Source organism: Arthrobacter sp. C152 (assembly GCF_054890965.1).
Map to the genome: position 1 here is coordinate 77,847 of NZ_JBTZSU010000009.1, position 22,124 is coordinate 99,970.

Sequence of the window (22,124 nt, forward strand, 5' to 3'; positions counted from 1 at the left end):
TGCGACCTCAGGAGAGTCCAAGGGAAGGCTCTAGAAGAGGTGGCTCATCTAGTCGAACCAGTGTCCGCGCTCAGCGTTGCTCCGGCTGATAAGGCTTGTCGACTGGTTAAGATCATCGGATGGCTAAACGCATCGTGATTGAACTCGTTGATGACCTGGACGGATCCGAGGCGACCGAAGCAGTCCGCTTCGGACTGGACGGCAACGACTACGTAATCGACCTTGCAGGACAAAACGCCGATGAGCTACGCGCACTTTTGGCCCGCTTCGTGGACGCCGGCCGCAAGACGGGCGCCACCAAGCAGGCGCCTGCAGTCCGTCGCCTCCCACCGGCGGCTGAGATAAAGGCCGTTCGTGTCTGGGCGGCAGAGAACGGCATCGAGGTGAACGCACGCGGACGCATAAAGGATGACGTCGTACAGCGCTACTTGACCAGCTTGAGCTGACTGCCCTTAGGAGCGCAGCACTGACAGGCAAGGAATTTGGGAGAGCAATGACAGCAGCATGGGTGGTCCGGCAGGGCCGCGGCGGCCAGTTCGCCGACGAAATGATCCGTTCCGGGTACCTCGGCGTGGACTTCATCGGCGACTATGACATCCGGTCGCACCTGGGCGTGGGAGCGGAAGTCTTCCGCGCGGCGATGAACGACATCTACCAGGAGATGTACCCGGAGAAGACCCGGGTGTCGGTGGGTTTGGCGATGGGCAACCTGTGGGCGGCGTCCGAGGGCATCGCCGACGGGGACGTGGTGCTGGCGCCGAAGCCGGACCGGACCTACCAGTACGGGGTTGTCACCGGAGGTTACGAATACCACCCCGGAACGGACCTGCCTCACCGCCGGCCGGTGGACTGGAAGGGCTCCATCAACCGGGACGACATGAGCCCGACCCTGGCCTCCACGGCCGCGGTGCCGATGACGGTGTTCCAGCTGGAAGCCCACGCCGCCGAACTGGCCACCCTCACCCAGTTGACGGAGGCGGCACAGCCGCTCGTGCAGGCCATGTCGTCTGAGGTGCAGGAGCAGCTGGCCTTCCAGCTGGAGAAGCAGCTCGAAGAGTTCCTGGTCCACAACTGGGCCAGCACGTCGCTGGGCCGGGAGTTCGACATCTACACCGAGGACGGCCAGCCGGTCGGCCAGCAATACCCGTCCGACACCGGCCCGATGGACATCCTGGCGATCAGCAAAGACCGGACCCGGCTCCTGGTCGTCGAACTCAAGCGGGGCAGGGCCAGCGACGCCGTCGTCGGCCAGATCCAGCGGTACATGGGTTATGTCCAGGACGCGCTGCTCGAGCCCGGCCAGAGCGTCGAGGGCGTCATCATCGCGCAGGAGGACGACCTGCGGATCCGCCGGGCACTGTCCATGACGCGGAACATCCGGTTCATGAAGTACCGGGTCGAGTTCCATCTCGACGAAGCATGACGATGGGCGGCGGCTAGGGCGGAACACCGGCAGTCTGAGACGGGCAGCCCCGCCGCCGGCGCTGCCCCAACCCTAGGGGCGGTTCCTGTGCAATGACTGAGTCCCTGAGAACACGGACAGAGGGTGGCGGACTATCCGCACCATGCGACGGCGTCGAATGTCGCAGCACCTTCGCTCGCGAGGATCGCCGTCCAGAAGGTTCCGCCGTGTCCTCCGCTCACTGTGGTAGCGGTGTAGGTTGCCGGACCCCAAGGGTCTGACTGCGGATTGACGCCGTTGGTGGACACGCACTTTCCGTAATTAGGTCCTGAGGCTGCTGCAATCCCCGCCGGGGCCATGATAGCTAGCACGGTTGCACAGGCCAGAATCAGAATCTTGCGCAAAATAACCTCCACATGGTTCGGGCAGGACAAGTACAGGAGGAAGTATCCGCCTCTCCAGCCGCTCTGGCCAGAGTCAATCGATGCCTTTAACGGATCGAAGAGCGAAGTTGCTTAGATCCAATGGGTAACTACGCATGCCTGCAGGTAACGGAACCTCCTGCCACAGATAGGCTTGAACCATGACGTTGGGGGACGCGGCGGAGCCGCTTGTGCACATCAAAGACTTCCGGATGGACTTCGGGGACACCACGGTTATCCGGGACCTGTCCTTCGACGTCCACGCCGGGGAGACGTTCGGTTTCCTGGGGTCCAACGGGTCGGGGAAGACCACGACGCTGCGGGCCCTGCTGGGCATCTACCAGCCCACGGCCGGCACCCTGCACATTGGCGGGAAGGTCTTCGAACCACGTGACGGAGCCCGTCTCGGGTACCTGCCCGAGGAACGCGGCCTGTACAAGAAGGAACCGGTCCTGGATGTGATGGTCTACTTCGGCCGGCTCAAGGGCCTGTCCAAGGCCGCGGCCCGGTCCTGGTCCGAGTCCTACCTGGAGAGGGTCGGAATCCCGGAGAAGGCCAAGACCCGGCTGGACAAGCTCTCCGGCGGCCAGCAGCAGAAAGTGCAGCTCGGGGTGACGATCATGAACAACCCGGAGCTGCTGATCCTGGACGAGCCGACCAAGGGCTTTGACCCGGTGAACCGCCGGCTGTTGATGGACATCATCGAAGAGCACAAGCGGGCCGGGGCGACCGTCATCATGGTCACGCACCAGATGGAGGAGGTCGAGCGGCTCTGCGACCGGGTCATCCTGCTCAAGGACGGCGTCTCCCGCGCCTACGGCACCGTCGAGGAAGTCCAGGAGGAGTTCGGCGGAACCGTCTACCGGGTGACCTACGACGGCGTCCTCCCGGACTCCGACCTGTACGAGATCATCTCCGTCAGTGACGGCCGGGCAGAGCTGGCACCGGGCCAGGGGGCGTCGGAGGAGAAGGTCCTGCGCGAGCTCGTCCAGGCCGGGGTCAGTCTCCGGTCGTTCACTCCGGCGCGGATCTCCCTGGATGAAATCTTCATCAAGGTTTACGGCGAGCAGCACGAACTGGCGGAGGCAAACTGATGGCGGCACGGCACAACCTCGGCACCGTGGTCGCCTTCGAATTCATCCGGACCATCAAGAAGCGTGGCTTCGCCATCGCCACCCTGGCGATCCCGTTCATCCTCATCCTGGTCTTCGCCCTCGTGTACGCCTCCAACGCCAGCTCAAAGGACAGCGCCGACGCGCAGAAGAGCGCCAAGTTCGCCTTCGCGTACTCGGATGCCTCCGGCATCATCATGTCCCCGGGCGCCAAGCTGGCCGGCGGCACCTACACCGACAACCCGGCGGCCGCCATCGAGGCTGTGAAGAACGGGACGTCCGAGGCGTACTTCGAATACCCGGCCGATCCGACCACTGAGCCGGTGAAGGTCTACGGGGCCGACAAGGGCATGTTCGAGAACGGCAAGTACGAGGCGGTGGCGAAGCAGCTGCTGGAGGCATCCGCGCAGTACCAGGTCGGCTCACCCCAGCTGACGGCGGCACTGACCGGGAAGGTGAAGTTCGACTCCGAGACGTTCAAGGACGGCCAGCCCGCCGCCGGCATCGGGGGAGTGATCCCGCCGCTGCTGTTCCTGGTCGTGTTCTACATCTCGATGATCCTGCTCTCGAACCAGATGCTGAACTCGACCTTGGAGGAGAAGGAGAACCGGGTCACCGAGATGATCCTGACCACCCTGAACCCGACGACACTCATCACCGGCAAGATCATCTCCCTGTTCATGGTCGGCCTGGTGCAGATCGGGGTGTTTCTGGCCCCGGTCGGGCTCGCCTACCTGTTCTTCCGCGACTCCCTGGCGCTGCCGGACATGAACCTGTCCTCCATGGTCTTCGAACCGGGGCCCATGATCACGGGGCTGCTGCTCCTGCTGGGCGGGTTTACCGTCTTCACCGGTGTGCTCGTGGCCATCGGGGCGATCATGCCGACCGCCAAGGAAGCCGGCACCATCTTCGGCCCGCTGATGGCCATGATGTTCATCCCCTTCTACACATTCAGCCTGGTCATCTCCAACCCCGAAGCCCTGATTGTGCAGGTCTTCACCTACTTCCCGCTGACCTCCCCGGTCACCGCCCTGCTCCGCAACGCGTTCGGCACCCTCGGCCCGGTCGAGGCAGGGATCGTCATCGCCGAGCTGTTCGTCATCGGCATCGCCATCCTGCGCCTCGCAGTCCATCTGTTCCGGTACGGGTCAATCGAATACGGCCGCAAACTCTCCATCGCCGGGACCTTCCGCCGCAAGGAATTTGCCAGCAGGTGAGCGCCTGGTCAGAACCGAAGCGGCGGTGGGCCCGAACCATCGCCTGGATCCTGCTCGTCCTCGCCTCGCTGGTCCTGATCGGCTACGGCATCTGGCGCGCCGACTGGAACATCTGGCTGCCTGCTCCGGCCGAGCAGGAAGAGGTCTGGATCGGCAGCCGCTACATCTACGCCGGTTCCGCGCTGTCGATCGCTGCCGCCGTCTGGTCGGGCGCACGGGAGAACCGTCTATGGGTGACCATCTGCGTCGCGCTGCCAGGCGTTCTCGTGGGCTGGGCGACAATGGATTCCCCCTACGACCTAAAGCGGCACTTGGCCGCCGTCGTGTCGTTCCCCCTGGCGCTGGCCGGTCTTGCCGAGGTCCTGAGGGTGCGCGGCCGCCGGCAGACGGAATAGACGGTTGGGGTGAGCCCCGTCGGCTGCCGTACACATGAGATCCGAACGCCATTCCTGATAGAAAGACCCCTGTGAAACAAAGTATTTTCGCCCGCGTCGCCCAGCTCGCCAAGGCCAACCTGAACGCCCTCCTGGACTCCGCCGAAGACCCGCAAAAGATGCTGGACCAGATGGTCCGGGACTACTCGGAGAACATCCGCGAAGCCGAGGCTGCCGTCGCCACCACGATCGGCAACCTCCGGATGGCCGAGGAGGATCACGCCCGCGCCATGACCGACGCCAACACGTGGGGCAACAAGGCCATCGCCGCCTCGAAGAAGGCCGACGAGTTCCGCGCCGCCGGGAACCCCGTGGACGCCGACAAGTTTGATGCCCTGGCGAAGGTCGCCATCGGCCGGCAGATGACCGCCGAAACCACCGCCAAGGCACAGGAACCGAGCTTGGCGGCCCAGAACGAGGTCGTCGACAAGCTCAAGCAGGGCCTGGACCAGATGCGCGGCAAGCTCGGTGAACTGACGGCCAAGCGCAACCAGCTGGTCAGCCGTGCCCGGGTCGCCGCCACCCAGTCACAGGTGAACGACGCCCTCAAAGCCCTGGACGCCGGAGACCCCACCTCGGCGATCGGCCGGTTCGAGGACAGGATCCGCCGCGAAGAAGCCACCGTCCGCGGCCAGCAGGAACTCGCCGCCTCATCCCTGGATGCCCAGTTCGCCTCCCTGGAAGACCTCGGCGAGCAGACCGAAGTGGAAGCCCGCCTCGCCGCCCTTAAGTCCATGGACCGGAAGGCCATCGAGTACTAAGGCGGCAGCCATCGAAGGCCCAGGCCGTGACCTGAACTCCTTTAACCCAAGCCCGGCGTAGGTTTTAAAAATGCATTATGAAATCACCAGTGACCGCAAAGTACTTGGGGTGCCCGTCTTGGACGCCCAAGAGCTGCCCGGTGACGACTCTGCAATTGTCCTGCTGGACTACTCGAAGATGGGTGAGGGTTCTCAGCGGAACCTGGTGAAGGTTCGAAATGACGGTTCAATAGCTTGGATCGCAGAACTTCCCGATACAGGCAATCAGGAATGCTACCTTTCCATGGATTTGGGTCCTGCCGGCGTAGTTTTCGCCAATACGTGGCTCTGTTATCGGGTATCCATCGACGCTGGAACGGGAAGAGTCCTCGGGAAGGAATTCACCAAGTAGCTCTGTTCGGTCGACGGAGCTGCCACCATCCCACAGGAGTCCTCGTCCCAAATGGGACGAGGACTCCTGTGGTTGGTCGATCTCTGGCCGCTAAAGTGGAACCCGCACATTAACGAGTCCAACTTTCGGGGACCAGTTCAATCGGTCCGGGCCTCTGTCCTCCCAGGCGCCGGGCCAACGGTTGCAACCTCGGGCACATAGGATGAACCGATGACCGACGAACCCACCACGCCGCCCCATCGATTCCTGACTCCCACCCAGGTAGCCGAAGAGCTGAACGTGAAGCCGAACCAGGTCCATGCACTGATCAAGGCAGGGGACCTGCGGGCTTTCCAGGTCGGTGGCCGGGGCATGTGGCGGATTGGCCGGCAGGACCTTGAGGACTACATCGCCGATGCGTACCGGCGCACTGCCGAACGGATCGCCGCGGGCGAGCTTCAGGACGAGGGCGGGACAGGCGAGGAGTAGCTAATCTCTCCCATGGTCAGGCCTGACCTCCAGCACGGCGTCTTGAGGCTCTCCTGGGCCGGGGCTTCACACTGTGAAGCTGTACTCAAGCTCCCCGTCGCTTCCACTTGAAGTGCAGATGGCGCTGTTTCCGATGACGTTCGACCGGCGCTTGCACGGTCTGTTCGCCTTCATCTCGAAACCGACGTCCTACCCATGCCGCCCTGGAGTCGACGGCATGCCTTGGCAAGAACGAGACGTCACCCAGCAAATAGGGGGCAGGAAGTCCTTTACCGGAGGCGCTAACCAACGGCAAACTTTCCTCTACGTGGAAAGCTCCAGTGCGGCACGTGTATGGGTTGGGGTTTACGCATGGAGCGCGGAAGAAGGGATGGCCGATCGCGCCGCAGCGACCCAAACATCTGCGACCCAAGGCAGGCAATCATGCTTGGCATCACGAAGAAGACGCTCGCTGTTCTTTCCGCACTCACCCCTATGCTGTTCTTTGGAGGCGCTCCGGCCGCGACCGCCGCGAGCACAGGCGCAGCCAGTAGCGGCGCCGAGGTGGCGACCTACAGTGAGTGCTACCCGAGCGGTTCCGGGTCGTTCTGCTGGGAGGAGGTCTGGTTCGAGAATTCAGCGCTGACTCCTACAGGAGGCGTGGCCGTCACTTGGTCCATCACAACGACTTCCACGACCTACGACGCATCGGGGGCCGTTATTGATGATCGGTCGACCGTGGACAGGTACGTGGCGGCCATTCAACAGGGTCACCGGACGGACAAGCTGCGCGAGACGCGCACGATCACCGATGCCACCGGAATGACCTGCACCTATTCCTACGATTGGCTCGTGACCAACTACGAAGTCCGGGTCGACAACATCGTCAGCCATTGCACCCCCTGAATTGCCGGGCCAGACATACCTGTGACCGTCTGGGCCGGCGCTGAGTTCACCGAGGAATCTCCAGCGTGGCTGCCCGCCAACTATTGGTGGCCGTGCCTGCTGTTCGCCCCGCGCCGCGGCCGCCCTTGCCGCCAGCCAGGGATGATCTCGTTCAGCCGGGCTTCCCTTGCCGCGGACAGCTTCCCGGCCCGGTAGTCGATCCTCTGGGTGTGCAGCCACACCCCCAGCGTGCGCTCCTCGCGGTCGTCGGTCTTGTTGTGCCGGGGCAGCTCGTTGCCGGCCGCCAGGTAGGCGGCCACCTCGGCCAGGCGCTGGCTCCACCGGGCTGCGTCGGCATCTTGCTTGCTCGGTTGGTCCCGCCAGCCGGGGATGGTGTCCAGCGCCTGGGCGTAGACGGGGGAGAGGGTGCCGTCGGCTGCGTGGCTCCTGCGCCGGACAAGTCACCCGGCCAGCGATGATTCCCGGGCGGACCGTCCGTGGACCGGCAGCCGGCCTTCAGTCGCATGGAACGCCAGGAGGTCGTCCAAGATCCGCTGGCCGGCAGCGGTGACCCGAGGTGGTGCCGGCGGCAGGGCGGCCTGGTGCCGGGCCCGGAGCCCTGGGTCCTGTCTGGCGGCGATCGCCAAGTGATACCGGACCGTAGCCTCGGGGGCGCCGGCCACTGCCGCGATCTTCGAAGCAGGGATGCCCTGCCCGTACATCTGCACCCACTCCGGGTGGGGGGCCGGGCGTTTGGTCTGGGTCATCAACCTGCCCCTCACCCCTCGCCTGCCTGTCGTTGGCCCTAGCCTACGTGAGGTGCCCCTATTCTCCGGGCATGGGAAAGGGTGCGCCCCGTTCGCTGAGCGCACCCTTTTCGCATCCCCATGCAACCGGATCCCCATCCGAATGAAGTTATTGTAAGCATGCTTATGATTGTCTGCGCAACCCCTGGTGCCGTAGCTCTCGCGGAGACCTAGACGATGGCCCCGTTTTTGATCTTTACCTGCCGGGAGCGGCGGGGGAGGCCCTGGGCCCAGAACGCGATCATGAGACCAACGGTCGCTGCCCCGCCGGCGAGGGTCCAGGGAGAGGACCAGGATCCTTCCGGGGTGGGGATCGAGAAGGCGATCCAGACGGTGGCAAAGCCGAAGAGGACATCGACGGCGGCCTGCACTGGTCGGGCCCGATAGTCCGGGTAGGCCAGCCGGACGAAAGGAATGACCGGGAGTACGAACAGGCCCAGGCTGGGGATCGGGTAGACGACGTTGAAGGTGAAGATCACCAGGCCGAGCGCGAGCAGGCCTAGGAACTTCAGCACGTCCAAGACCCGCAGCGGGTTCTCGCGCGTCCACCGGCTCAGCAGCAGCCCCCAGGCCGGCAGCCCGAGCAGCCAGCCGCCGGCCCAGACGCCCTGGTCCCAGAGCGCCAGGACAACGAGCAGCGCGCCGGGAAGCACGAACGCCACGGCCTGCAGCAGCGAGGGAAACCTGCCCGCCGGGCCGAAGATGCACGCGCCGATCAGCAGGTAGCCGGCCACGTACCAGGGCAGCAGCTTCGGCAACGACCCGCCCATCAGGTTGGAGATCAGCAGCGTCAGCGTGAGGACCATGACGCACACCGCTGCGAACGTCCACGGCCGCTGGCCGCCGGTCATCGTCCCTGCCGGCGTTCCAGCCAGCGCGAGTACAGCTGGCTGCTGTTCCGGAAGAGCCACCCCGAGCGGGCCATGCCCGCGGCCAGGCTGAGGATTGCCGCGGCGACCAGGCCGGTGTACGGGAGTGTTTCGGGGGACGTGCCGCGGGGCGTCAAGAAGGTCATGGCGGCGGCGATCAGCACCGTGGCGATCATCAGGGACTTGACGACGCCGGGGTTGATTCGGATGCCCTGCTCCACCCGCGGCACATCCTTGGCCGGTTTCGGCAGCTTCTTCGAAAACCGGACTCCAATGGTCAGGAGCCAGCCGATGCCGGAAATCGGCGCACCCAGGAGGACCATCGAGATGCCACGGCTTGTGTCCTGCCCGACCAGTCCGGAAAGGATTGCATCGGCAGCTCCCGTTATCGCCATTGCCAGCCCGTACCACCAGGCCCAAAAAATCCAGGACCGGCGCTGCGCGTAGCCAAGTTCAAGAGCACGTTCGTCAGCCGCCACCGCAGTGGCATCCCCCAATGTCATGAACCGCACTCTACCGGCAGACCAATAGGTCGGCAGCGATCCCGGCACTGCGGGCGCTGATGAAGCTGTTGCTCCTGGCCAGGTACTCCAGTACCCGATCTCGCCCTGTGGAACAGCCGGGGTTACGAAGTCATCATGGTGAGCACCAAGATCGTTGAGGTCTGAACCGCCTTAGCTGATCCTCCTTTGACCGCCCAAGGCAAACAGGGCCAGATCTACCTGTCGGGGAGACCATGTGTGACCGCGGCGTTCGGCCTCGGACGCCAGTCCAGCGACGATCGTCATGTACCTCTCGTACCGTCCCCTTGCAGCGGACAGCGAAAGTCCGAGCCTTTCCAGGCCCATCTGGGCCCGTCGATCATAGATCGCCATGCGGTCCGGGGCGGCCGCTGTGAGAAGAGCTGAGGCAAGGGCGTCACCGCGGACAAAGCCGGGCAAAGCGCTTAGAGCTTTTCGGCCTTTAGCAGCTGCTGAGGCAAGGTCTAGGGCAGTGTCGTTGACCGCGGAGACGGCGTGACCCGTGGTGTCGCGAACTTCGGAATCGTCCATAGCCATGAGGTCTCGGACCCAACGAGTGTCGGCGTGGAGACGCTTCCAGAAGAGCAAAGCCCCGATGTCAGCCTTGCCAATCGACCCCGAACTGCGGATTCGGTCCGATGCCTCAATGAGAACCTCGTCGTAGACCTCTGACGCGTCGGAGTGAAAGTCAGCATGTGCTTGACGGAGGAGGCTCGGGGAAACGAGTTTTGACGTAGACATGATGCCTGTGAACGCCGCGACCGAAACACAGAATCCCCGCAGCAACTACGTGGTAGAGGCCCCTGACGTTCATCACGTCATTTTCTCGGACCCTGACCACATGAAGGTGGCCGCGATAAGCGACCCACGGGTTCCGAATGCGCTGCTGACGCCCGCCTTCTCACATCGCTAACAGAGTGCGGACAAGGTCGGCTGTCGGCGATAAATCCAAGTCAACCCCAGGAGTTGATCAAGTGTGCGAGGTTCAGTCCATGACAAGGTCTGACGCAACCGAGACCCTTTTGAATGAGCAGACCTGGCCACCGACCCGCCGTGCCGGAAATAAAACTTCAGCCGTACCCTGGAATTGGCCCACTCGAACGTCTGGTTCGAACAGTAGCTCCGGAGATCCCAAGCCACCATTCGCGGGTGCTGCAATCTAAAGAGGCACGCATTGGTTGTTGAGCTTCGGCGCCCCCGCCTGGGCTGGCCAACCAAGCCAGAAGTCCTTGACGCGGAACATCTACGCCTGCCGCTGAGCTGATGGGGGCCTCGTCGATATTGGACATTTCCATGATCGGTGCTCGCGAGCCTGCGGCTCCATGGCACGGCGGACAGGTCGACCTCCATCTGGGTTTCAGGACACTTCGCAAGAAGCCGAGCCGAGCTCGCTCAGTTGATTTCTTTCGAGGTGTGAGGGCAGTCGCTTGAGTGGAATTGCGATAGCGATAAGTATGCGGTCTCAGTGGCCGGGTCTCTGAAGTCGGGAACGGGAGATTGGAACGTTGAGGATAGCTCCCGAAGCTGCTTCTCTATCTGGTCCGGCTGGGCGCTGTATGTTCCCTCTCCCCGCCTGACAATGCCGGCGCCGCACAGCAACGCCATTTGTCGACGGATCGTGGACTTCGACAGTTCCAAGGCGACAGCTGCATCTGCACAGGACGCCGGGCCAAGCGCGATCAGGAAACGAAGGAGTCGACTTCGCGTCCGGTTCATCAAGATGTCCTCTGCCACGGAGACCACCACCGAATGACTTTGGGAGAGAGCTAAACGAGCTGTAGACGGGTCTACAGGAGAACGATACGCTCATCCGCAAGGGGATGGAAGCGTCGCAGAAGCGTTATTGCAGGCGGCCTTCGGCGGGGGAATACTGGGCACCAGGGTTGGCGTGGCATTGCACCAGGAGGGAGGCGCGTCTTGTCTTCTGACCAAGAGGGACTCAGTGCTGGCTTGTCTCCGCAGGCAGAGTTGGCGCGTCGCCTGAACCTTCTGCTTGATGTTGTGGTTGCCGAGCGAGGTCAGCCCGTCACGTTCCGTGAGGTTCAGGAGAAGCTGCAGAGCAGGGGAATCAAGCTTTCTCGAGCCCGCTGGTTCTACATGAAGGACGGCACGGGGAGACTAGTCAGTGACCCGGCATTGCTTGGAGCTCTGTGCGAAATCTTCAATGTCGACCCTGGGTATCTGCAAGGTGGCGAGGCAGCTGACCTGCCCGAACGAATTGATTCACAGCTTGAGTTTGTGAAGTCCCTGCGCGCAGCCCGTGTGAAGACCTTTGCGGCCAGAACTCTTGGTGATGTGTCCCCGGAGACGCTGCGTGCCATCACACAGTACTTGAACAGGGACATCAGCCGGCGGCCGGAAGGCGAGCAAGCAGCGGCGGGTTCATCGTCAGACGCGGGTGAAGCAGCGGAATAGATCGAACAGGCGCTACCGCCGTCGCAACGTTGCCACTACTTCTCGAGCAGGTAGCTTAGGTGCGCGTCGAGCAGTTCCTTTATTCGGACTGCGTTGGCAGAGTACCGGGGCGAGCGCCCGTGCCGACGCCCGGGTTCGACGTCGACTATCACCACGCCCACGTCCTCCAGGGCCGTGAGGTGCTTAGCCACGCTCGGTTCGCCGGCGCTGACGGCGGCGACAATGTCGCCGCGCGTCGCCGGTCCATTCGCCGTAAGAAATCGGAGAATCTCGTTCCGCGACCGGTTGCCAAAGGTAGCGACGGCAGCCTCAACGTCAGCCGACCAGGCGGCGTCGTGTGGCTGGGTAATCCGCGGCATAGCCACATTCTTCCCGAAGGTTGGCGAAAAAGTAAGAACGGCACCCTTGACGATACTTTAAGTATCTTCGACAATAACTTCAATAGCTTCTACTGGTCGTTGGTGGATCTGCGCATCCACATCCGCGAGTTGCTCCACCCGTGACTCTGCTTACTACTCGATCTGAACAAAAGCGGTGAAGTCGTGGAACTCGACGCCAAAGCAAATAAACCCATCCGGGAACCAGTTAAGACCACCACTGTCGACGTCTCATTGCTAAACCCTCCTGCGGCAGGGGAGTGCAATATCCCGATCGACCGCATCATGAGCGCGGTGAACAGTGTTCAGGGTTACGTGGTTTCCCGTCTGACGCGGATTGGGCGCATGTGCGATGTGGACGACCTCATGCAGGATATCCGGGTCGCCGTATGGGACGGCGTGACGAAGGGGCGCTACCGGGAGTTGCCGGGCATTCCCTTCGAAGCCTGGGTCCAAGGTGTCTGCAACAAGATCTGCGCGGCACACGTCCGGCGCGAACTCAGTCATCAGACTTTGCCGCTGCTCATGGATTTCACGACGGCGGAACCCTCACCTGAAGTGCTTGCTGTCGTCAGCGCCGGGTTGGGTTGGGACAGCACGGAGAAGTATGTCGATCACGCCTGGGCTCAGGCCATGCTTGGCCTGGTGCAAAGAAACGTGAGGGAGGATATCTGGCAATTGGCTGTCTCAAGCCTAGTCGGGCCAAGGCATTACGGGCCACCCTCGCCAAGGGACAGGAGGCGCTGGCATGCCGTCACCGTCGTGCGGCAGACCGCCATGACTATCAATGCTGCTTTGAACTGCCACCCCGAGCCGGGGGTCAGCATGGAAGGTCTTTGCCGGTCCGCTGCGGATTGCCTTCCTACGGCTGTTCTGAGAAGAGTCGCGGAGACCATAGTCCGTCCAGGTTTGCGCGGCCTGCCTAGGTCTGAGCAGATGGCGGCGCTGGCGACGGAGCTTGGTGTCACTGAGCGGTATGTCGCCGTGAACATCGGTTTCGCGCGGCAGTTGTACCGGACAGCTTGGCGCGTGCTCCAGCACGAGGCCAGCAGGCAGACTGCATAAGTCATGGTTGGCTGGGGGGCGGGAAGCCGGGTACTGCGCACACTCCATGCCGTGGGCCGCCAGCGCTCGTTCGTTGCCAGACTCTTCGTTGTCTTGCTGATAGGCGGTCTCCTTTTCCTATTCTGGCCGGGCCGTAGGCCGGGTGCGCTGCCGGCCCAAAGCCCGACAGCAAGCACGCCTTTCGCGTCGGCATCTTCCGGGACGCCCTCAGCACCGGGCGCGTCCACTGCTGTCCCTGACGAAACCGATGCGGCCGCACCGGCCTCACCTGTTGATCTTTCGCCAACAAGGGACTTCCGCGCGCTCGCTGCAGAGGCAGCAAGGGGAATCTATACGTGGGACAGCCGCTCGTCGTCGTACTCGGACGTGTATGCACGGGTGCGTTCGTGGTGGGAGTTGCTTCCCGATGGATCCAACCCCTTGTCGGTGTTGGTCAAAGAGTTCGAAGCCACTGGTGTGACTGCCACTTCCTTTGCGGGTCTTGGACAGCAGTCGGCGCGCCGGAGCGCCAAAGCTCAATCTGTTCGCTGCGATCTCGAGCTAGCCAAAGTTCAAGAATTCCCACCGCCGTGGGCCGGCCTTCACGTGTGCACTGTGATCGTGCAAGTGCTCGATGAGACGAGCAGGGATCGAAACACTTATTCCGCACCTATAACGGTGATGCTGAACTGCCCGCCTGCGGCTACAGCTCCGGCTGACCGCTGCGCCATGGTTGCCTTCTATGCGACCGCGGACCGGATCGTCTACTGATGGTCGGTCCTATGGCCGTGGCCGGTCTCGTTAGAAGACGGGCACTGCTGAAAAGTGTCGCTGCCGCTGTGACTGTCCTTGTGCTTCTCGGCCTGATGGCGTTCGTCGCGGGTGTGGCTCTACTTGCCGGTCTGAGAGGTAAGCCAACTGTCGCTTGTGCTCCGGCTGATGCTGCATCTAGCAGCACGGCTACGGGGACTGCCGATGGCCTGGAGGTCCGCGATGGTAGCCAGGTGCTATACGAGCTGAACTCGCGACAGGAAAGCGTGGCTCGCGCGTACATTGGGGTCGGAAAACAGCTTGGTGTACCCCGTTCGGGACAGATCATTGCCATCATGATGGCAATGCAGGAGTCGAGTTTGCGCGTACTCGCAAATCCCAGGGTTCCGGCTTCCATGGGCTTTCCAAATGATGGCGTTGGGAGCGACCATGACTCGATAGGCTCGGCTCAACAACGTCCCACGGCGGGGTGGGGGAGCGTTGAGCAGCTTATGGACGTTTTCTACAACGCTCGCGCCTTCTACGGCGGCCCTTTGGGTCCCAACCGAGGAAGTCCTCGAGGGCTGCTCGACGTACCGGGATGGCAGGCGATGGACAAAGATCTGGCTGCTCAGGCAGTCCAGGTATCTGCTTTTCCCGAGCTTTACGCGCGTTGGGAGCGTGCGGCGACAGCAGTCGTTGCTGCGTTGGAACCGGACACGTCGCCAGCTCCTTGCTCATCTTCGCCGCCCAAAGTGGGGCCTGCGGCCTCTTGGAAATACCTGAGTCAGCTCCGCCAGGACATTCTGCGGTTCACGCAGGAAGGTCTAGGTGGACGGTATGTGTGGGGTGGCACTGCATTCAAAGCCTGGGACTGTTCCGGCTACGTGCAATGGATCTATCGGCAGGCTGGAATCGAACTGCCGCGGGTGGAGCAGTGGCGTGTTGGGGTACGGACCGACGACCCGCAGCCGGGGGACCTGGTGGTTCAGAATCCCCAAGGACCGGATAACTGGGGGCACGTTGGCATCTACGCGGGCAACGGCATGATGTGGAGTGCCTTGAACCCCGCCGTGGGGACATTACTGCATCCAATTAGCTGGAATTCTGGCACCGCCTACTTTGATCTGCTTCCACGCTGAGGGCTCGTGTCGCGCGCTGTGGGCATCTCGGCCATGGGCGAGTCAGCGCATAAGCGACGTCCTGTTGGGAGACCCACCTCCCCGCGATGAGTGGGGTCAAGCAAGTCTGGTCGTTGTCATGTCCGATAGGCATGTTCGATGTTCAGGTCATGTCGTTCCATGCTTCACCTCCCATGAACTTGTGAGCTCATCTGCTCACTCCATGGAATACGACGGACGGAGCACCCATGTTTCTGGCAGCGGTGGACCCGGGAATCACGCCCAACGCGAGTTTCCCCTTCCTTGAATCGCTCAAGCAGATAGGCGGCGGCATCCTCGTCGGCGCCTTCATCATCATCGCCATCGTGGCGATCATCGGTGCAGCCCTGCTGCTGGCCGGCAAGCTGAGCCAATCGTCGCGCCTGGCTTCCAGCGGCGGCGTGATTCTCCTCTGGACGGGACCCGTGGCCGCTATCCTTGGCGGCATAAACGGCTACATTCTGTGGTCGCAGACAGCCTTTCCGCTCGGGTTTTAGGCATTGCCCGTGAAATGCGACCTCAATGGATGGTGGCCGCCGGGCTGTGGTGTTGTATCCCAAATTAACGACAACGCCATTGGCGCCGTCACTTCACTCTTCGCGAATATCCTCGAAAATATGGCGTCCTGGCTTTGGGCATTCATCACCGGCGCCTTCGAAGTGTCGAACGTCGACGACTCCCAATGGGTATCGATCCAAGGGCTCACAAGCTGGTGGGTAGTTGTCATGATGACACCGCTCGTCGTGGTGATGATCCTACAGATCCTGTCCGGGTTGATAAGCCAGCAGCCGAGGAGAATCGGGCGCGCGATGGTCGGTGGGGCTGCTGCCGTTCCAATGGTCGGTGCCGCGGTCTATCTCGTCCGCCAGGTCACCCGGGTAAGCGACTCAGCCTCTGCCGCTCTGCTCCAATCCATAGGTTCTGATCCCTACTTGGTTTTCATGAGGCTCTTCGGATTCGAACGGGCACCGAAAGGATCGGGCCGGGAATGGAACTTGGTATCGCTGGCACCTGGGACGACGGGCGGCCCGGTCGGAGCCGTTGTTGTCACAGCGATGGCGGTAATTGTCGTGTGGATTCTTGCCTTCATCCTGATGTGCTCGATGATCTTCCGCTCCTTTGCACTTGTCGTCCTGGCCGCAGTTGCGCCGGTTGCTCTCATGCTGGTGCCCTGGGACAAGACACAGGCATGGGCGCGACGCTGGTGCGAGGTTGTCGTTGCCCTAGTTCTTGCCAAGCCATTGGCGGGAACAGTCTTGGCCGTTGCGGTTAAGCTCTTTGCCGACTCCAAGTCCTTTGCGGGATTGGCTGCTGGAACGGTGGGCATGGCCCTCGCCTGCGGTGCACCACTCATGGCCTTGCGCTTGGTGAGCTTCGCCGGAGGGGAACTCGCTGCAGCTGCCCAAACGGCGGGCGGTGGCCACGTCCTGTCGCGAAGCACCAGTGTTGCGGCCAGACAGATTAGCCGGCAGGCAGGCGGCCGCCTGACGCTCGCGAACATGGTGAGTCGTTCCGCCATGACACGGCCGATCAGTTCAAGCCGAAACGTCTTCCCGACACAGGTGTCAGCTCCTCCTGTGCCTGCCGGACTGACTGCACAGGGTACTGACAGCGGGCAACGATCCTTGAACACGGGACCACCAAACGTCCCGCCAAATCCGACGTCGCCGGGATCATCGCGTGAAAGTCCTAACGGTCAGGGCGGCCCAGCTCCAGCAGTCGCTCGGCACAACACAGCTCCAGAACTAGGGCCGCGAGCCCGTAGCACCAACACCCCCGGCCCAACCAAACCTCCGAAACCCCAGCCACCAAGAATTGATCCATCGAAGGGAGGTACCCCGTATGTCTGAAGACGGGCGCGCGTTGGAAGCCGTCAAATTCCCAAGGTACGAACGCCGCGGCTTTTTCCTTGGGCTCAAGTGGTACCAATTGCTCATCGTGGCCGGGGGAGTTGCAGTAGCCATCGTTGCCTCTGCGAGCCACGGTCCAGTCGGTTTGTTCACCACCGGACCCATGTGGCTCGCGCTGATACTGCTCGGAATACTGCAGTACTCCCGTGTCCCATATCCAGTCTGGGCACAACAGATCGCGACGTTCTTTTACCGCGCAGCTGCGGGCCAGACGAGGTTCCTCGCGAAGCCGGAAGCTCCACGCCTTGCCGGCCGGCTTGCCCTTCCCGGTGGGTTGGGCAGTCTGGAGATTCGAACTACCGCCCGTGGGGAATGCTTCCTGGTAGATGGCCATGGCAAGGAGGCAATCGCAGTTCTTCGGTGCAGTACGCGTTCATTCGCTCTCTTGGATGCTGACGATAAAGCATGGGCGGTCCAGGCCTGGTCACGGGTTCAGGCCGGCATGGCCCAACGGCAAAGCGTTGCCCGCATCGCCATCCAGGACTACACGGTGCCCTACCCGTCATCTTCCCTCTGGGATTTCTACCGGGAGAATGCCGTGCCAGCTCCAGACGGCAAGGAAGACGCTGGGTGGGGCCAACGTGCATACGAGGACTTACTGGGGGCCGCCGGCTCAGCCATGAGCCATGAGCTGGTTGTCGCGGTTGTCCTGGACACGAGCAAGGCGCGACGGCGGATCAAGGAGTCGGGCGGGGGCGTCACCGGCCTTGAACACGTCCTGCGGCTCGAAGTCGAGGCGATGCGAACGTCTCTGGGTACCCATAACGTCAAGGTCGAGGAATGGTTCGGCGAATCGGGGCTGCTTGCCATCATTCGCGGTGCTTTCGATCCTGCCCTTTTACCCCCGGGCAAAATGACGGCCGCGACAGCTCCGCCGTCGAATGCATCAGAAGCAGAGTTTCCCGATGACCTCACGAGGCACGGCCCGATGGGCGTGGAGGAGCACTGGACGTACTTGCGGACGGATTCCGGCTTCCATCAGACCTTCTGGATCGCTGAATGGCCGCGGCAAAAAGTCTTTCCGGGCTTCCTTCACCCCCTGATCTATGTGGGCGAATTCCGCCACACCTTTACCGAGGTTATTCGGGCGGTACCTACTTCTGAAGCGCTTCGTGACATCCGCTCAGCCCAGGAAGCCCACGAGACCCGTCGCCGCATCAATGCACGCTTCGACAGACCGCTCACCCGTGAGCAAAGGGCCGAGGAGGAAGAAGTGACACAACGGGAGGAAGAAATTGTCGCCGGCCACGGTGACGTCCGCCCGGCCGCATATATGACGGTCACAGCGACTTCATTGGAGGACTTGGCACGGCACCGCCAGGAGCTTGAGTCCGCAGCGGCGGGTGCTTTCGTTGAGCTGCGGCTTCTCTACGGACAGCAATGGGCGGCCTTTGTTGCCAGCGGCCTGCCACTGGGACGGGGACTGCGATGAAGAGGACCAAGGCCACTTTCGAATACCTTCCGTCGGGCAAGAACCGGGACGAGCGAAAAGCACGACGCCGACCGGCACCACATGAGTCCGGGCAGGCGAGTGCTCCGTCGGAGCATGCACAGCCGGGACTTCAGAAGTTTCGCTTGACGGGCGATTGGGGGAGTAAAGAACCGAACTCGCTCCGGGGCCCGCACCGGTTACGTCCAGCGCCGCACCGCGCCTCAACCATGACGTTCGCGGCCGCTTACCCTTTTCTTACCGAATCGGGGCTGGGGCACGAAGGCACCTACATCGGAACCGATGTCTTCGGGTCAGGAGCCTTCTCCTACGATCCCTGGATCCTTTACGACAAAGGGATCATCAGCGGCCCATCCATCGTCGTTATCGGAACCGTCGGCACAGGCAAATCGATGTGCGGCAAGTCGCTCGTGGCGCGGTCCATTACGTTGGGCAGGAAAGCAGCAGTGGCCTCTGATCCCAAGGGTGAGTGGGTCGCCGTCGCCAAGGCTGTCGGTGGCAAAGTCATCTCCGTCGGACCTGGCCGTCCGGCACGAGTAAATCCGCTGGACGCCGGGCCACGGTCAAGCGCCCTCACCGAGGCGCAGTGGCAGGCCGTCGTTCGGCAACGACGCCGGTATCTCCTGGTGGCACTGGTCTCCCTCATGCGTCAAGGAATGCCGCTCCGACCCGTCGAGCACACGGCCTTGGATATCGCCCTCATGGAAACCATGGCGGAAAACTCCAACCCCACGCTGCCCATGGTGCTTGACCATCTATTGCGACCGTCGAAGGAGATGGTGGCGCTTGTCGGCGCGGAGGGCGGAACCGCCGTCAGCCATTCCCTCCGGCGCACCGTGTCCGGTGATCTCGAGGGCATGTTCGATGCTCCGTCTACCGTAGCCTTCGACGCGGACGCCCCAATGATGGTGATGGATACCTCCGCCCTCATCGGAGCGTCAGAGCAGGCCCTTTCGCTAGCCGCCGCTTGCGGCGCCACCTGGCTCGAGGCGGCGATCACCAATCCCGACGGCGGCAAGCGCCTTGTGGTGTACGACGAAGGTTGGCGGATGCTCGCCGATCCCTACATGTTGGCGAAGATGAGCGAGCAGTGGCGCCTTGCCAGAACATACGGCATTGCCAACCTGCTGATCATGCATAAGGTCGCTGACCTCAATGAGATCGGTGACAGCACCAGCGGACATCGGCAGAAAGCCCTGGGCCTCCTCACCGAAGCAGATACCAGGATCATCTACCGCCAGAAGCATGATGCCATGCGACTAACAAAGGAAGCCTTGGGCCTCACCGAAGCTGAGTGCGGCCACGTAGAGAACCTTCCGAAGGGGGTCGGTCTCTGGAAAGTCGGGAACCGCTCCTTCATCGTGGCCAACAGGGTAACAACGGACGAGTTGGCCGTTTTCGGGACAGACGAAGGGATGCTGTGAGACGGCCAGCGAGTTCCCGGGCTGCCAGCGACAATCCGCTCGTCACCGCTGCTCTCATTGGAGCGGCAGCTTACGTATGTCTCTGCGCGCTGGTGCAGGCCGCGGCGCAGCTCGCGGCCTCTTGGCACTGCGGCGCCTTGCCGCCGTCGCCCTTCAATCCGGGTGCCGTCGTCGGACTTTTGGCCAACAGGATGGACTGGATAACCATCCGCCGTGGGGACTGCGCAATCGGCACGGACAGCGTTTGGTGGATCCTGGCTCCGGCCCTGCTGCTGGTCGGAGCGCTCGCCGTGGCTGCGCTGATTGCGTGGAGGCGGTGGAAGCAATCGGGAGCGTGGCTCCGGCAGGACATCCTGAACCGCGACGGAGTTGCCCGTCGCGCCGAAATCGTCCACGACTTTGGGGCGAGGGCGGTGCAGAAGCGGGGGAAGTTCACGCGCCCGGGACTGGTGAAGCCTTCGGTGCAGGATCTGTCCTGGACCCTTGGCCAATCCCGCGGCGTCACGGTCCACGTTTCCACTGAAGAATCGATGGTGATCCAAGGTGCTCCCCGATCCGGCAAGGGCCTCTACGTGGTCATCAATGCGATCCTCGACGCGCCCGGTGCCGTCGTAACGACGTCTACTCGGGCCGACAACCTTGTAGTGACCATGAAGGCAAGAGCTTCTGCCGGGCGCCCGGTGACGGTGTTCGATCCCCAAGGCATGTCAGGCTTGCCGTCGTCCCTTCGCTGGTCACCGGTGCGGGGATGTGAGGACCCGGACGTTGCCACCCGGCGAGCGCTGGTCATTACCGCGGACACGGAGATGAGGGGCGAAAACGCTGCGTGGCAGAAGCGATCGCTGATCGTCCTCCAATGTCTGCTCCATGCTGCTGCCCTGTCCGGCGAGGGAGTGGCTGCATTCCGACGCTGGTCCTCCAGCCCTGTGCTTGCCCGGGAAGCGCTGGAAGTGCTGGGCAGGCCGGGCGCGGCGCTTGGTTGGCAGTCGGACCTAATGGGAATCCTGGAAGACGACCCGCGGAATACCTCGAACTCCTGGATCGGTGTCTCGGCAGCGGTTGCCCCGCTGTCTTCACCGAAGGTTTTGGCTGCACTGAACCCGCAGGACGAGTCCGAGGAGTTTGATCCGAAGGCGTTCATTCGGGAACGGGGCACGCTCTATTTGATCGGCACGCGCGCGGGCGCGGCTGCTGCCGGTCCATATCTTTCCGCCCTGATCGACGACATCGACAGCGCGGCACGCGAAATGGCGTTCGTTTCGCCAGGCGGCAGGCTCGAACCGCCGCTGTCCCTCGTACTCGATGAGATCGCGAACCTTGCACCGTGGCCCGGGCTGCCTGTGGCCCTCGCCGATGGAGGCGGTATCGGCATCTCCACCCTCGTCGTCCTGCAATCCCTGTCCCAGGCGCGCTCAGGCTGGTCCATCGATGAGGCGTCGACAATATGGGACTCCGCCATCATCAAGGTGATTTTCGGAGGCGGATCTGACGAACACGACCTCCGATCGCTCGCCGGTCTGCTCGGCGAGCGCAGCTTGACGCTCACCACGCGTTCCTGGTCGTCACAGGGCCGGCAGGACGGCGAACAGCTTCGCGACCGTCCGGTGATCGCCTTGGACGAGATTCGACGCCTCCCTGCTGGCACCGCACTCATGCTGGGTCGGCGCACGCGGCCCATTTTGTTGGATCTCCTGGAATGGCACAAGCGCAAGGACGCCGGGGAACTGCGCCGCCTGAAGGCTGAGATGGAGCGCCTGTTGGCCGACGGGCACAAGCAGCGTCAACAGAAGACCGGAGGGGCTCCTGATGCACAGCCGTGACAACGTCGATGAGTTTGATGTTCCCTCCTCAGGTTCCTTTGGGGACGACGAGATTACTGCACAACTTTTCAGGTCGGCATTTGCCGGACAGGCTGGGCCCAAGTCCGTGACTCGCCGCTGGCGGGAGATGACGACCGAGCAATCACAGGAGGCATGGCGATCGCTATTTGCCTGGGTGCGATGGCTCGTGGCCACCTACCAGCTGACGACGTCGGTCGTCCCGGACTGCTGGTGGCGTCATCCTGAGATCGTGGCTGAGTTGTACGCGCTGCACCGCGCGGAGCTGGCCTCCTACACGACGGACGATCCGGGCTTCGGGCCGCTCGCCTTTCACGAAAGGCTCCCACACGCCGTCGAACGTTTGAGGACGCACACCAGGGCGGCCGGATGCGTAGGACTGCAGGCACACAAGGAGCCCGCACCGCGCGTGCTTGCGAACGACGATCCGGCCTTCATCGACTGGTGCAAGGCGGCCCATCAACTGGTTCCCGAATTCTGAGTCATGTC

At 62.7% G+C, this 22,124-nt stretch carries 26 protein-coding genes; 18 read left to right on the top strand and 8 right to left on the bottom strand.

Annotated elements, in window-relative coordinates; genetic code table 11:
- The first annotated feature begins 119 nt into the window (after nt 1–119).
- The 9 genes from ACYSM9_RS09055 to ACYSM9_RS09095 all read left to right on the top strand — a co-directional run bounded on the left by ACYSM9_RS09055 (nt 120) and on the right by ACYSM9_RS09095 (nt 7,092).
- Complete coding sequence (locus ACYSM9_RS09055) at nt 120–446, top strand: histone-like nucleoid-structuring protein Lsr2 (RefSeq protein WP_461856645.1); 327 nt, start codon at nt 120–122, stop codon at nt 444–446.
- A 47-nt stretch (nt 447–493) separates the two neighbouring features.
- On the top strand, nt 494–1,423 hold the full coding sequence (locus ACYSM9_RS09060) for an endonuclease NucS domain-containing protein (protein WP_461856646.1): 930 nt from the start codon (nt 494–496) through the stop codon (nt 1,421–1,423).
- A 562-nt stretch (nt 1,424–1,985) separates the two neighbouring features.
- Nucleotides 1,986–2,918: an ABC transporter ATP-binding protein gene (locus ACYSM9_RS09065; RefSeq protein ID WP_461856647.1), complete on the top strand. Its 933-nt coding sequence runs from the start codon at nt 1,986–1,988 to the stop codon at nt 2,916–2,918.
- The gene (locus ACYSM9_RS09070; RefSeq protein ID WP_461856648.1) at nt 2,918–4,153 is read left to right on the top strand and encodes an ABC transporter permease; all 1,236 of its coding nucleotides are present in this window, start codon (nt 2,918–2,920) and stop codon (nt 4,151–4,153) included. The genes ACYSM9_RS09065 and ACYSM9_RS09070 overlap by 1 nt, the downstream gene beginning before the upstream one ends.
- Nucleotides 4,150–4,548: a hypothetical protein gene (locus tag ACYSM9_RS09075; RefSeq protein WP_461856649.1), complete on the top strand. Its 399-nt coding sequence runs from the start codon at nt 4,150–4,152 to the stop codon at nt 4,546–4,548. The genes ACYSM9_RS09070 and ACYSM9_RS09075 overlap by 4 nt, the downstream gene beginning before the upstream one ends.
- A 71-nt stretch (nt 4,549–4,619) precedes the next feature.
- Nucleotides 4,620–5,348, top strand: a complete 729-nt coding sequence (locus ACYSM9_RS09080; RefSeq protein ID WP_461856650.1) for a PspA/IM30 family protein — start codon at nt 4,620–4,622, stop codon at nt 5,346–5,348.
- Between the two features lie 70 nt (nt 5,349–5,418).
- Nucleotides 5,419–5,739 carry a hypothetical protein gene (locus tag ACYSM9_RS09085; RefSeq protein ID WP_461856651.1) on the top strand — a complete coding sequence of 107 codons (321 nt, stop codon included), beginning with the start codon at nt 5,419–5,421 and terminating at the stop codon, nt 5,737–5,739.
- A 210-nt stretch (nt 5,740–5,949) separates the two neighbouring features.
- Nucleotides 5,950–6,207, top strand: coding sequence for a helix-turn-helix domain-containing protein (locus tag ACYSM9_RS09090; protein WP_461856652.1), 258 nt, complete (start codon nt 5,950–5,952; stop codon nt 6,205–6,207).
- 423 nt (nt 6,208–6,630) lie between these two features.
- Nucleotides 6,631–7,092 (top strand): hypothetical protein, encoded by a 462-nt coding sequence (locus ACYSM9_RS09095; RefSeq protein WP_461856653.1) that lies wholly within the window; start codon nt 6,631–6,633, stop codon nt 7,090–7,092.
- 80 nt (nt 7,093–7,172) lie between these two features.
- Here ACYSM9_RS09095 and ACYSM9_RS09100 read toward each other — a convergent pair whose 3' ends face one another.
- From ACYSM9_RS09100 to ACYSM9_RS09125, 6 genes are all read right to left on the bottom strand, one after another.
- The gene (locus tag ACYSM9_RS09100) at nt 7,173–7,472 is read right to left on the bottom strand and encodes a helicase associated domain-containing protein (RefSeq protein ID WP_461856703.1); all 300 of its coding nucleotides are present in this window, start codon (nt 7,470–7,472) and stop codon (nt 7,173–7,175) included.
- A gap of 60 nt (nt 7,473–7,532) precedes the next feature.
- On the bottom strand, nt 7,533–7,838 hold the full coding sequence (locus ACYSM9_RS09105; protein WP_461856654.1) for a hypothetical protein: 306 nt from the start codon (nt 7,836–7,838) through the stop codon (nt 7,533–7,535).
- A 209-nt stretch (nt 7,839–8,047) separates the two neighbouring features.
- Entirely contained in the window at nt 8,048–8,728 is a 681-nt protein-coding gene (locus ACYSM9_RS09110; RefSeq protein ID WP_461856655.1) for a hypothetical protein, read from the bottom strand.
- Entirely contained in the window at nt 8,725–9,249 is a 525-nt protein-coding gene (locus ACYSM9_RS09115) for a hypothetical protein (RefSeq protein WP_461856656.1), read from the bottom strand. The genes ACYSM9_RS09110 and ACYSM9_RS09115 overlap by 4 nt, the downstream gene beginning before the upstream one ends.
- Before the next feature lie 171 nt (nt 9,250–9,420).
- Nucleotides 9,421–10,008 (bottom strand): hypothetical protein, encoded by a 588-nt coding sequence (locus tag ACYSM9_RS09120; protein WP_461856657.1) that lies wholly within the window; start codon nt 10,006–10,008, stop codon nt 9,421–9,423.
- 651 nt (nt 10,009–10,659) lie between these two features.
- Nucleotides 10,660–10,983, bottom strand: coding sequence for an ArsR/SmtB family transcription factor (locus ACYSM9_RS09125; protein WP_461856704.1), 324 nt, complete (start codon nt 10,981–10,983; stop codon nt 10,660–10,662).
- Between the two features lie 201 nt (nt 10,984–11,184).
- On the opposite strand from ACYSM9_RS09125, the gene ACYSM9_RS09130 reads away from it, so the two are divergent.
- Complete coding sequence (locus tag ACYSM9_RS09130; protein ID WP_461856658.1) at nt 11,185–11,682, top strand: hypothetical protein; 498 nt, start codon at nt 11,185–11,187, stop codon at nt 11,680–11,682.
- A 35-nt stretch (nt 11,683–11,717) separates the two neighbouring features.
- Here the strand turns inward: ACYSM9_RS09130 and ACYSM9_RS09135 are convergent, their stop codons facing one another.
- Nucleotides 11,718–12,041: an ArsR/SmtB family transcription factor gene (locus tag ACYSM9_RS09135; RefSeq protein WP_461856659.1), complete on the bottom strand. Its 324-nt coding sequence runs from the start codon at nt 12,039–12,041 to the stop codon at nt 11,718–11,720.
- Between the two features lie 183 nt (nt 12,042–12,224).
- Between ACYSM9_RS09135 and ACYSM9_RS09140 the strand changes: the two genes are divergently transcribed.
- Complete coding sequence (locus ACYSM9_RS09140) at nt 12,225–13,124, top strand: hypothetical protein (RefSeq protein ID WP_461856660.1); 900 nt, start codon at nt 12,225–12,227, stop codon at nt 13,122–13,124.
- A gap of 329 nt (nt 13,125–13,453) precedes the next feature.
- Here ACYSM9_RS09140 and ACYSM9_RS09145 read toward each other — a convergent pair whose 3' ends face one another.
- Nucleotides 13,454–13,591 carry a hypothetical protein gene (locus ACYSM9_RS09145; RefSeq protein WP_461856661.1) on the bottom strand — a complete coding sequence of 46 codons (138 nt, stop codon included), beginning with the start codon at nt 13,589–13,591 and terminating at the stop codon, nt 13,454–13,456.
- A gap of 774 nt (nt 13,592–14,365) precedes the next feature.
- Here ACYSM9_RS09145 and ACYSM9_RS09150 point away from each other — a divergent pair.
- The 7 genes from ACYSM9_RS09150 to ACYSM9_RS09180 all read left to right on the top strand — a co-directional run bounded on the left by ACYSM9_RS09150 (nt 14,366) and on the right by ACYSM9_RS09180 (nt 22,116).
- The gene (locus tag ACYSM9_RS09150) at nt 14,366–14,995 is read left to right on the top strand and encodes a C40 family peptidase (RefSeq protein ID WP_461856662.1); all 630 of its coding nucleotides are present in this window, start codon (nt 14,366–14,368) and stop codon (nt 14,993–14,995) included.
- Between the two features lie 227 nt (nt 14,996–15,222).
- Nucleotides 15,223–15,510 carry a hypothetical protein gene (locus ACYSM9_RS09155; protein ID WP_109864358.1) on the top strand — a complete coding sequence of 96 codons (288 nt, stop codon included), beginning with the start codon at nt 15,223–15,225 and terminating at the stop codon, nt 15,508–15,510.
- A gap of 9 nt (nt 15,511–15,519) precedes the next feature.
- Complete coding sequence (locus ACYSM9_RS09160; RefSeq protein WP_461856663.1) at nt 15,520–16,863, top strand: type IV secretion system protein; 1,344 nt, start codon at nt 15,520–15,522, stop codon at nt 16,861–16,863.
- Nucleotides 16,856–18,355 carry an SCO6880 family protein gene (locus ACYSM9_RS09165; protein ID WP_461856664.1) on the top strand — a complete coding sequence of 500 codons (1,500 nt, stop codon included), beginning with the start codon at nt 16,856–16,858 and terminating at the stop codon, nt 18,353–18,355. Before ACYSM9_RS09160 ends, ACYSM9_RS09165 begins: the two co-directional genes overlap by 8 nt.
- Nucleotides 18,356–18,582: 227 nt before the next feature.
- Complete coding sequence (locus ACYSM9_RS09170; protein WP_461856665.1) at nt 18,583–19,797, top strand: ATP-binding protein; 1,215 nt, start codon at nt 18,583–18,585, stop codon at nt 19,795–19,797.
- 92 nt (nt 19,798–19,889) lie between these two features.
- On the top strand, nt 19,890–21,617 hold the full coding sequence (locus ACYSM9_RS09175) for a type IV secretory system conjugative DNA transfer family protein (protein ID WP_461856666.1): 1,728 nt from the start codon (nt 19,890–19,892) through the stop codon (nt 21,615–21,617).
- Nucleotides 21,604–22,116 carry a hypothetical protein gene (locus ACYSM9_RS09180; protein ID WP_461856667.1) on the top strand — a complete coding sequence of 171 codons (513 nt, stop codon included), beginning with the start codon at nt 21,604–21,606 and terminating at the stop codon, nt 22,114–22,116. The genes ACYSM9_RS09175 and ACYSM9_RS09180 overlap by 14 nt, the downstream gene beginning before the upstream one ends.
- Nucleotides 22,117–22,124: the final 8 nt, after the last annotated feature.

Excerpts from the sequence above, each read along its gene's own strand:
- ACYSM9_RS09150 (WP_461856662.1), top strand. The coding sequence starts at position 14,366 with ATGGACGTTTTCTACAACGCTCGCGCCTTCTACGGCGGCCCTTTGGGT.
- ACYSM9_RS09135 (WP_461856659.1), bottom strand. The coding sequence starts at position 12,041 with ATGCCGCGGATTACCCAGCCACACGACGCCGCCTGGTCGGCTGACGTT.
- ACYSM9_RS09155 (WP_109864358.1), top strand. The coding sequence starts at position 15,223 with ATGTTTCTGGCAGCGGTGGACCCGGGAATCACGCCCAACGCGAGTTTC.
- ACYSM9_RS09170 (WP_461856665.1), top strand. The coding sequence starts at position 18,583 with ATGACGTTCGCGGCCGCTTACCCTTTTCTTACCGAATCGGGGCTGGGG.
- ACYSM9_RS09065 (WP_461856647.1), top strand. The coding sequence starts at position 1,986 with ATGACGTTGGGGGACGCGGCGGAGCCGCTTGTGCACATCAAAGACTTC.
- ACYSM9_RS09085 (WP_461856651.1), top strand. The coding sequence starts at position 5,419 with ATGCATTATGAAATCACCAGTGACCGCAAAGTACTTGGGGTGCCCGTC.
- ACYSM9_RS09060 (WP_461856646.1), top strand. The coding sequence starts at position 494 with ATGACAGCAGCATGGGTGGTCCGGCAGGGCCGCGGCGGCCAGTTCGCC.
- ACYSM9_RS09070 (WP_461856648.1), top strand. The coding sequence starts at position 2,918 with ATGGCGGCACGGCACAACCTCGGCACCGTGGTCGCCTTCGAATTCATC.
- ACYSM9_RS09180 (WP_461856667.1), top strand. The coding sequence starts at position 21,604 with ATGCACAGCCGTGACAACGTCGATGAGTTTGATGTTCCCTCCTCAGGT.
- ACYSM9_RS09165 (WP_461856664.1), top strand. The coding sequence starts at position 16,856 with ATGTCTGAAGACGGGCGCGCGTTGGAAGCCGTCAAATTCCCAAGGTAC.
- ACYSM9_RS09105 (WP_461856654.1), bottom strand. The coding sequence starts at position 7,838 with ATGACCCAGACCAAACGCCCGGCCCCCCACCCGGAGTGGGTGCAGATG.
- ACYSM9_RS09095 (WP_461856653.1), top strand. The coding sequence starts at position 6,631 with ATGCTTGGCATCACGAAGAAGACGCTCGCTGTTCTTTCCGCACTCACC.
- ACYSM9_RS09110 (WP_461856655.1), bottom strand. The coding sequence starts at position 8,728 with ATGACCGGCGGCCAGCGGCCGTGGACGTTCGCAGCGGTGTGCGTCATG.
- ACYSM9_RS09090 (WP_461856652.1), top strand. The coding sequence starts at position 5,950 with ATGACCGACGAACCCACCACGCCGCCCCATCGATTCCTGACTCCCACC.
- ACYSM9_RS09125 (WP_461856704.1), bottom strand. The coding sequence starts at position 10,983 with ATGAACCGGACGCGAAGTCGACTCCTTCGTTTCCTGATCGCGCTTGGC.
- ACYSM9_RS09120 (WP_461856657.1), bottom strand. The coding sequence starts at position 10,008 with ATGTCTACGTCAAAACTCGTTTCCCCGAGCCTCCTCCGTCAAGCACAT.
- ACYSM9_RS09055 (WP_461856645.1), top strand. The coding sequence starts at position 120 with ATGGCTAAACGCATCGTGATTGAACTCGTTGATGACCTGGACGGATCC.
- ACYSM9_RS09115 (WP_461856656.1), bottom strand. The coding sequence starts at position 9,249 with ATGACATTGGGGGATGCCACTGCGGTGGCGGCTGACGAACGTGCTCTT.